Here is an 11,176-nt window from a genome sequence, read left to right as displayed (position 1 = left end):
AGCGTGTCGACTTGACCTCACCCCTCAGGTGCAGCAAGTGCTATGGCGCGACTCGTGATGGGACCCCACCGCCCAGTGCACTTGCTAAGGACAGCTCGCCTTCGGCATCGCGGACCGAGGGACGGCTCGCCTGCGGCATCGCGTGCGATCTCCGTCCTTCCCTTGTGCTTCGGGCGGCCGCTGTCAGGTGCGGTCGAAGTCGGCCAGGATCTGCGGCAGGGCCAGCTTTGCGGCCTTGCCGTGGTTCACGTCTGCGCCCAGGTCGATGAGTGTGCTGCTGGCGTGGTGTTGCTTGAGGCGTTGGTCGCAGTACGTCGAGGTTTCCAGCAGGGTGTCCTTGTCTCCGGCCGAGGAGTAGATCTTCACTGGGACTGAGGGGCGCCAGTCGCAGTAGCTGTCGGCCTCGCGGAGCTTTGCGCGCAGGATGCCTGTGGGGTTCTGCATGCGGGCGAAGTAGGAGTCGGTCAGGAGTTCTCGCATTGTGGTGGGGAGGTGCTGGAAGATCTCCTCGTTGCGGTGGTTGCCGTCGAAGAGGGCTTCGATCGACGGGTCGCGGAAGACCTCGGCCGGGGTGTCGTAGAGGTCGAAGAGGCGGTTCCAGGCCACGGTCCAGTACGCCATGTACGCGACGCCGTTGGCGATCTCGTCGTTCAGGGCCTTGGACACCAGCAGGCTCGGCTTGAACGGGCCGCCTATCGGGGCCAGGGCGCCTACCTTCAGGCGTGGGTCTGCGCCGCGTTGCAAGGCCTGGCCCAGGGCCATGGCTGCGTGGCCGCCCTGGGAGTGGCCGGTGATCATTACGCGGCGGTCTGGGCGTAAGCCTCTTGAGGTGGCGTACTCGCGGGTTGCTCGTAAGGCGTCTATCGAGGCTGTGACTGTGGACGGTGCGTCTACGTACGGGTGGAAGCCTGGGCCGGTGCCCAGGCCCAGGTAGTCCGGGGCTGTGGTCAGGTAGCCGGCTGACGCGAAGAGGTACGTGGCGGCTCGGTCGTTGCCGTCGGCCACGGACGCCACGGAGCCTCGGTAGCCCGTTGTGCCGTGCAGCCAGGTGGCCTGGCGTGGGGTGCGGTCGCCGTTGGCGGGTAGGGCGATCAGGGCGCTTGCGGTTGTCGGTTTTCCGAAGGCGTCGATGGTGCGGTAGGTGATGCGCTTCGCGGTTACGGCGAAGCGGACGCGCGAGGCGTCCAAGGCGTGGTCCCCCAGATATTTGACCAGCTGGTTGGTGTCCATCGTGGACACCGGGACGACGTCGAGGAGGCTGCCGCGAGCCGGGTGGACGGACGCGGTGGCCGGGACCGAGGCCGCGGCCAGCGCGCCGCACAGGACCGCTGCTGTCAGTCGAGTCGTGAAGGTCATGCGGTCCACGATGTCGGGATGATCTTGGTCGCACACTGGGGCAAACCGCAGAGATGGGGTGTGGTTTACCCCAGTATCAGGCGCCCGGAGGCTTGGGGCGCAGGATGCACGTGAGGCGGGCGGTGCAGGTGCGCTTGCCGTCCTCGTCGGTCACGACGATCTCGTACGTCGTCGTGCTGCGGCCCAGGTGGATCGGGCGGGCCACGCCGGTGACGGTGCCCTCGCGCGCCGCTCGATGATGGGTGCAGGACAGCTCGAGGCCGACGGCGATGAGGCCGAGCTCCGCTGCGTGCATCGCGGACGCGATGGAACCGAGCTGCTCGGCGAGCACCGCGTTCGCGCCGCCGTGGAGCAGGCCGAACGGCTGGCGGTTGCCCTTGACCGGCATCGTGCCGGTCATCTCCTGGACATCCCATCGGGTGATTTCGATGCCCATGCGGACGTGCAGCTGCTCGTCGGCGAACTCGATTGGCAGGTCGGGGGTCACGCGGGCTCCAAGGGCTCAAGCAAAACTGTCAGACCCCCACCCTAGACTCGGGCCCGTGACTACCTCAGACGTGAAGCGGCTCCTGCTCATCGACGGTCACTCGATGGCCTACCGAGCGTTCTACGCCCTGCCCGCCGAGAACTTCGTGACGAAGACGGGCCAGGTCACGAACGCCGTGTACGGGTTCACGTCCATGTTGATCAACATCCTGCGCGACGAGAAGCCGACGCACGTCGCGGTGGCGTTCGACGTCTCGCGCAAGACGTTCCGCTCCGAGCAGTACCCCGAGTACAAGGCCGGTCGCACCAAGACGCCGGACGAGTTCCGCAGCCAGGTCTCCCTGATCAAGGACGTGCTGGCCACGCTGGCCATCCCGACCATGGAGAAGGAGAACTACGAGGCGGACGACATCATCGCGACGCTGACCACGCAGGCCGTGGCCCAGGGCGTCGAGGTGGAGATCGTCACCGGCGACCGCGACGCGTTCCAGCTGGTCAACGACAAGGTCACGGTGCTGTACCCGGTCAAGGGCGTCTCGGAGATGGGCCGCTTCACCCCGGCGTACGTCGAGGAGAAGCACGGCGTGCGCCCCGACCAGTACGCGGACTACGCGGCGGTGCGCGGCGACTCGTCGGACAACCTGCCGAACACCCCCGGTGTCGGCCCCAAGACGATCATCAAGCTGCTCAACCAGTTCGGCGGCCTCAACGAGCTCGTCGACCGCATCGACGAGGTGCCGGGCAAGGTCGGCGAGGCCCTGCGCGGCAACCTGGCGAACATCATCATGAACCGCCAGCTCACCGAGCTGATCAAGGACGTCGAGCTGCCGTACACGATCGACGGCCTCGAGGTCCAGGTGTGGGACCGCGACGCGGTGCACCGCCTGTTCGACGAGCTGGAGTTCCGCGTCCTGCGCGACCGTCTCTTCCAGACGCTGACGACCGCGGAGCCCGAGGCCGAGGAGGGCTTCGAGGTCTCCGGTGGCGCGATTCCCGCGGGCACCGTCGCGAAGTGGCTCGACGCGAACGCCCGCAAGACGCGGGTCGGCGTCGCTCTGCGCATCACGACCGACCTGGAGGGCCTCGCGCTCTGCACGGCCACGGGCGAGGGCGGGTACGTCGACGTCACCGAGCTGAACGAGGCCGACGAGCAGGCGCTGGCCGCGTGGCTCGCGGACGAGAAGGTGTCCAAGGCGGGCCACGACCTGAAGCTGCCGCTGCGCCGCGTGCGCGCCCGCGGCTGGAAGCTGCGCGGCCTGTCCTCGGACACGGCGCTGGCCGCCTACCTGGTGCGTCCCGGCCAGCGTTCGTTCGCCCTGGACGACCTGGCGCTGCGCTACCTCAAGCGCGAGCTGCGGGCCGAGGAGTCGGGCGACGGTCAGCTGTCGCTGCTCACCGACGAGGCCGAGGAAGCCCAGAAGGTCGCCACCAGCACGATCCTGCGCGCGCGTGCCGTCGCCGAGCTCGCCGACCGCCTCGACGAGGAACTGGTCACGATCGGCGGCGCCGACCTGCTCGCGAACCTCGAACTGCCGCTGATGAACGTGCTCGACGAGGTCGAGGCCGTCGGCATCGCGATCGACGTCGACCACCTCACGGAGCTCGAGGCGCACTTCGCGGCCGGCGTGAAGAACGCCGCGCAGGAGGCGTACGCCGTCATCGGCAAGGAGATCAACCTCGGCAGCCCGAAGCAGCTGCAGACGGTCCTCTTCGACGAGCTCGACATGCCGAAGACGAAGAAGACCAAGACCGGCTACACCACGGACGCGGACGCGCTGCAGAACCTGTTCGAGCAGACCGAGCACCCGTTCCTGCAGCACCTGCTGTCGCACCGCGACGTCACGCGCCTGAAGTCCACTGTGGACGGCCTGCTGAAGTCGGTGGCGGACGACGGCCGCATCCACACGACGTTCCACCAGACGATCGCGGCGACGGGCCGGCTGTCCTCGACGGACCCGAACCTGCAGAACATCCCGATCCGCACGGACGAGGGCCGCCGCATCCGCCAGGCGTTCGTCGTCGGCGAGGGCTACGCGGAGCTGATGACCGCGGACTACAGCCAGATCGAGATGCGGATCATGGCCACGCTGTCGGGTGACGAGAGCCTGATCGCGGCCTTCAACAGCGGCGAGGACCTGCACACCTACGTGGCCTCGCAGGCGTTCTCGATCCCCACCTCCGAGGTGACGGGGGAGATGCGCCGCCGCATCAAGGCGATGTCGTACGGCCTCGCGTACGGCCTGTCGGTGTTCGGTCTGTCGCAGCAGCTGCGCATCCCGACCGAGGAGGCCCGCGAGCAGATGGAGGCGTACTTCTCCCGCTTCGGCGGCGTGCGCGACTACCTCAACGAGATCGTGAAGAAGGCCGGCAAGGACGGCTACACCGAGACCGTCCTCGGCCGCCGCCGCTACCTGCCCGACCTGACGTCGGACAACCGCCAGCGCCGCGAGATGGCCGAGCGCATGGCCCTCAACGCGCCGATCCAGGGCAGCGCCGCGGACATCATCAAGGTGGCCATGCTGGGCGTGTACCGCGCGCTGGAGTCGTCCGGCCTGCGGTCGCGGATGCTGCTGCAGGTGCACGACGAACTGGTGCTGGAGGTGGCCGAGGGCGAGCGCGAGGCCGTCGAGGCGCTCGTGCGCGAGCACATGGGCAACGCTTACCAGCTGCAGGTGCCGCTGGAGGTCTCGGTCGGCGTGGGCCGTTCCTGGGACGACGCCGCCCACTAGGCCCTGTCTAGTGGGGTTATCGCCAAACAGCAGCGAAGCCGACCGGGCGCCGAACGGCCGCACCTAGGCTGTGACCATGCTTTTGGTCCACGGCGGGGAAGCCGCCGCCAACGCGCCCGTTCTGCGTACCGGCGGAGTCCCGCTGGTCCCGGACGGCTTCGCCTGGCCTCTGTGTCGCGAGTGCGGTGGGGCCATGCAGTTCCTCGCCCATCTCGACAGCCGTCGTCCCCGCCGAGGGCGCGACGATGCTCGGCGCAGTGACCGCGCTGCGTCCTCACTCCGCCGATGAGCGGACGGAGGAGCCTGTGCTCGGGCGGCTGGGTGGCGAACCTGACTGGCTTCAAGACGACGAGACGCCCGCTTGCCCGACTTGCGCCACTCGCATGACGTTCGCGGCCCAGCTCGAAGAGGGGTACGACTTCTCGACCGCGGCCAACTTCGGCGGCGGTGGCCGGGGTTACGTCTTCCACTGCCGGCCCTGCGGAAATGCCGCGTTTCTCTGGCAGCGTTGACGGCCGCTCGGGACAGGTGTGTCGACGAACCCGAGCGGGCGGCACCCGCCGTCGGCATCGGCGTCTGCCGGCCGGTCCGCCGCCGACACAGAACTGGTTGATCACGCGACGGTGGCGTTGTCAGCGTGGAGCGTCACGCGACCCATCGGACAGGCCCTGGCCCCAGAACGCGAATCAGCCCGTCCGAGCCGTGGTGCTCGGGCGGGCTGTGTGCTGGGGAGAACTGTTCTCCCCATTGGAACTTATAGCGCGTGGGGGGACTTGCCGCAAGACCCGGTACCGGCCGCACACTTCGTGGCCTGACCAGGGGATTGAGGGGTTTCGAGCATGCGAGTTCTGCTGTCCACCATAGGTTCTCGGGGAGAGGCGCAGCCGATCACCGCACTGGCCGTGCGGCTGAGGGCACTGGGCAACGACGTCGAGGTCGTCGCGCCGCCGGACTTCGAGGAGCTCGTCACCGGCAACGGCGTCACCTTCACGCCGGTCGGCCCGAACCTGCGTGCGGCCACGGCGGTCGGGACCACGCCGGACGACCTGCGCAGGCTGGTCGAGGAGTCGGTCAGGGAACAGTTCCGGGTCGTCACGAAGGCGGCAGGCCGGGCCGATGTGCTGGTCGCGGGCGGTGCGTTGCAGCACGCGACACGGTCCGTGGCGGAAAGCATCGGCGCTCACTACGTGTACGCGAGCTTCTGCGCGAACACGTTGCCCTCACCGCACCACGCCCCACCCGCGCTGCTGGGCCGCGTGCCGGTCAACGGAACTGTCGAGGAGAACCTCGCGCAGTGGGACCAGCACCGGCACTACTTCACGAGTGCGCGCGACACCCTCAACGCCGAGCGCGCCAAGCTCGGCCTCGGCCCGATCGACGACGTTCGCGACCACATCTTCGGCGACGCCCCGTGGCTCGCCGCCGATCCGGTGCTCGGCCCGTGGCCGGGCCCCGGTGACCTCGTCCAGACCGGCGCCTGGCTGATCGACGACGAACGCCCGCTCAGCACGGACCTGCGGGCGTTCCTGGACGACGGCGAGCCACCGGTCTACTTCGGACTGGGCAGCATGCGAGGAGCCCCGGACACGGCCGACGAGGCCGTCGCGGCCGCACGCGAACTGGGCAAGCGCGTTGTCCTGCAACGAGGCTGGGCGGACCTGAGGCTCGCCGACGACGCCCCGGACTGCATCGCGATCGGCGAGGTGAACCAGCAGGCGCTGTTCCGCCGCGTCGCCGTGATCGTGCACCACGGCGGTGCCGGCACGACCACGACGGCCGCGGCGGCGGGCAGGCCGCAGATCGTGTTGCCGCACATGTACGACCAGTACTACTGGGGCAGCCAGGTCGAGCGGCTGGACATCGGCCGTGCCGCGAAGGCGGTGACGACCGAGACCCTCGCCGAGGCACTCCACCTCGCGGACCAGGCCGAGGAACTCTCCGACCAGGTGCGCACGGACGGTGCGCAGAACGCGGCAGAACGGTTGATGGCGCTCTGATTCGTCCCATGCGGGCGGTGGCCGCGTGGTAAGCCATCGGCATGAAGATCCTTGCCGTGGTGCTGCTCCTCGCCGTCGCCGCCTGCACGGCCACCGAGCCGGGCACCCCGGCCACGGCGGAGTGGCTCAAGGGCAAGCTGACCTTCCGCGAGGTGAAGGGCCAGGCTCCCACCACCAAGCCGTCGTCCGGCTACCCCGCACCGCGCGACGAGCCCGGCGACCCGGCCGTCCAGACCGCGCGGGCGACCAGGCAGAGCGCCGACGCCACCGTTCGTGAGCAGGCGCTCGGCACACTCGACTGCGCGGCTCCGGACCCGCTGGCCGGCGACGACGACCCGGCCGCACCACTGGTGACCTGCGACGCCGGCGAGTTCAAGTACGACCTGGGCCCGGTCTTCCTCGACGGCGACCGGGTCGTCAAGGCCACGGCGAGCCCCAGCGAGTACGGCGGCCACGTCGTGACGATCGAGTTCGACACGGAGGGCGCCCGGACCTGGAGCGACTTCACGACCGCCAACGTGGGCGCCCAGGTCGCGATCCTGATCAAGGGACGGGTGCTCAGCGCGCCCAGCATCCAGTCGCCGATCACCGGTGGCTCCGCGCAGATCTCCGGCAAGTTCACCAGGGAAGAGGCTGACCAGCTCGCGAGGCAGCTGGTCGGTCGATGATCCAGGACTACGACGAACGCAGGCTGAGCAGAACACCGTGCGGCGCTACGAGAGAGCAGGACGGCGCACTCACCCGCCTGCACCACGGCACGCACGTGACGATCGAACACACAGGCGCCATCACGGGCGACCTGAGGGCGTTGGTCGAACGCCAGAAGAGCATTGCCGCGCAACGGTCCGAGCCCGTCGAGTGGCGGATCCACCGGCACCTCGCCGCACCTGGGCTCGCCGAGCACCTGGTGGAGGCGGGGTTCACCGAGGACGGACCCACCCACGTCATGATCGCCGAACGAGACCGCGCGCTGGCATCGGAGGAGTTGCCGGAGAACGTGAGTGCCGTCCTCGGCGAGGAGGCGCTCGACGAGGCTCGATCGGTGACGCCGGCCGCGCACCGCGTCTGGGAGGACGAGGCCGGGGCCGTCACCTGGTACGCGCTTCGCCATGACCAGCAGCTGACCGGCGTTCTGTGGTGGCACGGCGTCACCAGCGACAAGTTCATCGAGTTCGGCATGACCGGCGCACACCGCGAGTTCGGACCGTTGCCGCAGCGCGTCGCGCCGGCCTGGCCGTCCTACCAGCGCTACCTGCTCGTCACGGCAACCGGTGATGTACGTGACCTCGTTGCAGGACAGGGGTTCGGCGAGCTGACCTCGATCCGCACGTTCCACTGGGCTCCGGCGGGGGAGCCGCGCGCGGCACGGGCGATCCAGCCGATCGGTGCCGCCGCCTACCGGGACCTGCTGGCCCGCTTCCAGCGGAAGTTCGAGGCCGAACCGGACGACTCGATCACCTGGGGCAGCGCGTTCAGCGCGAGAACGGCCGTCACGGAGGTGGTCCGGCGCGGGCTCACCGCCTGCACGAAGCCGGGTGAGCTGATCTTCTGGGCTGACCCCTACCACCCTGGGATCGCTGCCGACCTGCGCCGCGTGGGTGGTCCGGGACAGCCGGAGTGGGACGAGCCCGTGGTCGGCGACGGTGACCACGCCGTCAACGCGCCGTTCGACCTGAGGTTCGGCAGCTTCGGGCAGCATGACGAGAACTCGCTGTGCGTGTGGGGAGCCGATCTCCTGGCCGAGGTGAGCGGCGAACTGGACGCGCTGCTGCCGCGACTTCGCACGGGCGGAGAGAAAATCTGAACCGGGCCAACTGAGACGTACGTGTGGTGGGTGTCCGCAGTGAGGGGTGACCCGCAATGTCGTACCAGGTTGGGCTCGATCTCGGATCCGCAGGCACCACCGTCGCCACCGGCAGGGGCGTCACGACGAACGGCCGGCGTCAGCAGGCGGCCGCCAGGGAGATCGCCGGCGTTCTCGACGACCTCGCGCAGCGGTACGGGGAGCCGCCGAGCCGTGTCGCCATGACGCATCCGCTGTGCTGGCCGTACGAACACCTCGAGCAGCTGAGGCACGACCTCATCAACGAGGGCCGCGCGGACGTGTTGTTCGTGCCGGCACCGCACGCCGCCGCCATCGCGTTCGACGCCGACGCGCAGATGCCCGAGCACGGCACGGTGGCGGTGTTCGACTTCGGTGCCACCGGGTGTGACATCACGGTGCTGCGCAAGCAAGGTGTGCTGTTGCTGGCCGGGCAGCCGGAACGGGTCGAGGTCGGCGGCTTCGACCTGGACGGGCTGGTGGCGGAGCACGTGATCGCGAAGATCGGCACGCACAGCCGTGAGCTCGTGCGGAGCTGCGTCGAGGCGAAGGAACTGCTCGGCAGCTATCCGGAGGTGCGGATTCCCTACGTCGCAACGAACGGCGAGGTGTGCGAGGTCCGGTTGAGCAGGCTGGAGTTCGAGGCGATCGTCCGGCCGTCGGTCGGGCTGACGATCGACGCGCTGGAACGGGTCGTGACGAGTGCGGGGTTGTGCCTGCCCGACGTCATCCTGCTCGTGGGCGGGTCGGCGCGGATTCCGTTGGTGGCCAGGGAGATCGCGGAACGGCTGGGCATCCCGGTGATGAGGGCGCCGGACGGTGCGACCGCGACGGGTGCCTACCTCGAAGCCGCGCGGCTGGAGCCCGAACCCGCCGAACCGGCCACGGTCGAGGTGCCCGTGCCGCGTCGGGAAGAGCCGAAGAAGCGGATTCCGACCACGCCGTTCATCGCGGCGGGGCTGCTCGTGCTCGTTCTCGGAGGAGGGTGGTTCGCGCACGACGCGATGAACCAGCCACAGGTGAGGATGGAGAACACCAGCGTGCAGCTCGAACCGCCGGGAGTGGCGGAACTCCCGACCATCATCGGGCCAGGGCGCTGATCTCCCGGACGGTCCGGTCGATCTCCTCCGGGGTGTTGAGGATCGACGTGCCGACGCGGGCGTACGGGATCCGGTAGGACGCCGTGGTGATCTGGATCTGCTTCTGCCGCAGCAGTTCCACGACCTCGGGACCGGAGTGCCCGGGAACGTCGAAGCACACCAGGCCCGCGGACGTCGCCGGGTCGCGTGGCGTGTGCACGACGACCCCGGGGACGTCGGCCAGCCCGTCCTTGAATCGGGCGGCGAGCTCGGTGATCCGGGCCGCCACGCGGTCGCGCCCGAGGCGTTGGTGGAACCGCACCGCCGCCCGCACGCCGAAGTACTGCTCGAACGCGTGGAAGCCGCCGGGCCCGAGCAACGCCGTCTCGCTGCGGTCGCTCAGGCTCGGCAGCATCGGCACGATCTCGCCGCTCACCTCGGGGTTCACCCACACCATGCCGGTGCCGCGGGGCCCGAACAGCCACTTGTGCGTGCCGGCGACGAACACGTCCGCACCCATGCGCGCTGGATCGTCGTGCACGGCCGCAAGTCCGTGCACGCCATCTACGACGAGGAGACAGCGGTCTTCCTGTTTGCGGTCTCGGTTCGCTTCGGTGACAACCGCAGCGCACGCGCGGACCGGCATGCGCAGGCCCGTGCTCGACTGCACCCACGTGATGCCGACGGCACGGGTCTGCGGAGTGATCGAGTTCCGCAGCCGGGTCGCTATCTCGTCCTCGGTAGCTTTCGCCGGGTTCTCGTAGAGCGTGCCGATCCGGACCTTCGCACCCGCCCGTCCGGCCGCGAGCCTGGCCGCCTGCTGGTGCCACGCGTGGTCCTGGTCGTTGAGCAGCAACTCCTGGCCGGCACGCAGTTTCAGGCCGCCGTAGACGATCGAGAGCCCCATGGTCGTGTTGGGCACGAACGCGATGTCGTCCGCCGCGCCGCCGACGTACTGGCCCAGCGCGACGGCGACCTCCTGCGCCTGCTCGGGCATCAGGTCGTGCGAGTTGGCGTCCAGCCTGCGCCGGAACTCGTCGACCGCGTCCCGCACCTCGCGCGGGTTCGACGCGAGGTAGAAGAGCCCCAGGTTGGTCAGCGCCGGGTCCAGCCGGAACTCGCGGCGCACGGTGCCCCAGTCCACTCCCTGCCCGGCTGACGACGCGGTCGGTGCGACGGCGAGCAGCCCTGCCCCCACGAGGAAGTCACGACGTTCCATGCCTTCCATTGGACAGCTTCTCCGGCGCGAACGGCAGCCCCGTGTTCAACGCCCTCACCCCCACCGCGCACAGTTCGCCGAGCATGCCCACCCCGATGGACAGCTGTGTCGGCGCGTGGTGGTCGAGCAGCAGCGCGAACCCGAAACTCGCGCCGATCGACGTCACCCACACGACCAAGGTCCACGGCGTGTAGCGCTGCCACAGGTGGCCGTCGCGCTCGAACAGCCTGATCGTCAGGCCCCGGACCGCGCCGAACGCGAACCCGGCGGCGAGCGGTAACACGTAGACCAGGTGGAACTCCTCCACCGCGCGAATGCCGAAGAACAGCAGGAACGCGGGCGGCCCCAGCAGGTCCCGGGCATTGAGCGGTTCCCCCATGAAACGGCGCACGAGCACGTACAGCACGCCAGCCGTGATCAGCAGATATGTCACCACGTTCCCCCTAAGTGGCATGACTCTGCTACTTAAACTAGCAGGGTCATGCTAC

General features: G+C 69.1%; 10 protein-coding genes. 6 read left to right on the top strand and 4 right to left on the bottom strand.

The window, feature by feature from the left end:
* Positions 1-183: 183 nt before the first annotated feature.
* A complete protein-coding gene (locus IEY88_RS37890; protein WP_189159738.1) occupies positions 184-1,356 on the bottom strand; it encodes a lipase family protein in 1,173 nt (390 codons plus the stop codon).
* A 76-nt stretch (positions 1,357-1,432) separates the two neighbouring features.
* The gene (locus IEY88_RS37885; protein WP_189159737.1) at positions 1,433-1,792 is read right to left on the bottom strand and encodes a hotdog fold thioesterase; all 360 of its coding nucleotides are present in this window, start codon (positions 1,790-1,792) and stop codon (positions 1,433-1,435) included.
* Positions 1,793-1,898: 106 nt separating this feature from the next.
* Here IEY88_RS37885 and polA point away from each other — a divergent pair, with 106 nt between their 5' ends.
* The 6 genes from polA (at position 1,899) to IEY88_RS37855 (ending at position 9,490) form a co-directional block, all read left to right on the top strand.
* Positions 1,899-4,571, top strand: coding sequence for a DNA polymerase I (gene polA / locus IEY88_RS37880; protein ID WP_268241285.1), 2,673 nt, complete (start codon positions 1,899-1,901; stop codon positions 4,569-4,571).
* A 257-nt stretch (positions 4,572-4,828) separates the two neighbouring features.
* Positions 4,829-5,083, top strand: coding sequence for a hypothetical protein (locus IEY88_RS44635; protein WP_229694134.1), 255 nt, complete (start codon positions 4,829-4,831; stop codon positions 5,081-5,083).
* Positions 5,084-5,410: 327 nt separating this feature from the next.
* Positions 5,411-6,568, top strand: a complete 1,158-nt coding sequence (locus IEY88_RS37870) for a glycosyltransferase (protein WP_189159736.1) — start codon at positions 5,411-5,413, stop codon at positions 6,566-6,568.
* A 41-nt stretch (positions 6,569-6,609) separates the two neighbouring features.
* Complete coding sequence (locus tag IEY88_RS37865) at positions 6,610-7,236, top strand: SecDF P1 head subdomain-containing protein (protein WP_189159735.1); 627 nt, start codon at positions 6,610-6,612, stop codon at positions 7,234-7,236.
* On the top strand, positions 7,233-8,372 hold the full coding sequence (locus IEY88_RS37860; protein WP_189159734.1) for a DUF2716 domain-containing protein: 1,140 nt from the start codon (positions 7,233-7,235) through the stop codon (positions 8,370-8,372). Before IEY88_RS37865 ends, IEY88_RS37860 begins: the two co-directional genes overlap by 4 nt.
* A gap of 56 nt (positions 8,373-8,428) precedes the next feature.
* Positions 8,429-9,490, top strand: coding sequence for an Hsp70 family protein (locus IEY88_RS37855; protein WP_189159733.1), 1,062 nt, complete (start codon positions 8,429-8,431; stop codon positions 9,488-9,490).
* On the opposite strand, the gene IEY88_RS37850 is transcribed toward IEY88_RS37855, so the two are convergent.
* Together IEY88_RS37850 and IEY88_RS37845 are read right to left on the bottom strand one after the other, a co-directional pair.
* Positions 9,471-10,688 (bottom strand): aminotransferase class V-fold PLP-dependent enzyme, encoded by a 1,218-nt coding sequence (locus IEY88_RS37850; RefSeq protein ID WP_189159732.1) that lies wholly within the window; start codon positions 10,686-10,688, stop codon positions 9,471-9,473. The two genes, IEY88_RS37855 and IEY88_RS37850, sit on opposite strands and share 20 nt — an antisense overlap.
* Complete coding sequence (locus IEY88_RS37845) at positions 10,675-11,142, bottom strand: DUF1453 domain-containing protein (RefSeq protein WP_229694133.1); 468 nt, start codon at positions 11,140-11,142, stop codon at positions 10,675-10,677. The genes IEY88_RS37850 and IEY88_RS37845 overlap by 14 nt, the downstream gene beginning before the upstream one ends.
* Positions 11,143-11,176 lie beyond the last annotated feature (34 nt).

The organism is Lentzea pudingi (assembly GCF_014646255.1).
Taxonomy (GTDB): Bacteria; Actinomycetota; Actinomycetes; order Mycobacteriales; family Pseudonocardiaceae; genus Lentzea; species Lentzea pudingi.
Note: the sequence above shows the minus strand (reverse complement) of the source record. Positions and strands in the feature narration are given on the sequence as shown.

What these genes read in the sequence shown, in the direction of transcription:
- IEY88_RS37885 (WP_189159737.1), bottom strand. Translation starts at nt 1,792, where the DNA reads ATGGGCATCGAAATCACCCGATGGGATGTCCAGGAGATGACCGGCACG.
- IEY88_RS37855 (WP_189159733.1), top strand. Translation starts at nt 8,429, where the DNA reads ATGTCGTACCAGGTTGGGCTCGATCTCGGATCCGCAGGCACCACCGTC.
- IEY88_RS37850 (WP_189159732.1), bottom strand. Translation starts at nt 10,688, where the DNA reads ATGGAACGTCGTGACTTCCTCGTGGGGGCAGGGCTGCTCGCCGTCGCA.
- IEY88_RS37865 (WP_189159735.1), top strand. Translation starts at nt 6,610, where the DNA reads ATGAAGATCCTTGCCGTGGTGCTGCTCCTCGCCGTCGCCGCCTGCACG.
- IEY88_RS37860 (WP_189159734.1), top strand. Translation starts at nt 7,233, where the DNA reads ATGATCCAGGACTACGACGAACGCAGGCTGAGCAGAACACCGTGCGGC.
- IEY88_RS37845 (WP_229694133.1), bottom strand. Translation starts at nt 11,142, where the DNA reads ATGCCACTTAGGGGGAACGTGGTGACATATCTGCTGATCACGGCTGGC.
- IEY88_RS37890 (WP_189159738.1), bottom strand. Translation starts at nt 1,356, where the DNA reads ATGACCTTCACGACTCGACTGACAGCAGCGGTCCTGTGCGGCGCGCTG.
- IEY88_RS37870 (WP_189159736.1), top strand. Translation starts at nt 5,411, where the DNA reads ATGCGAGTTCTGCTGTCCACCATAGGTTCTCGGGGAGAGGCGCAGCCG.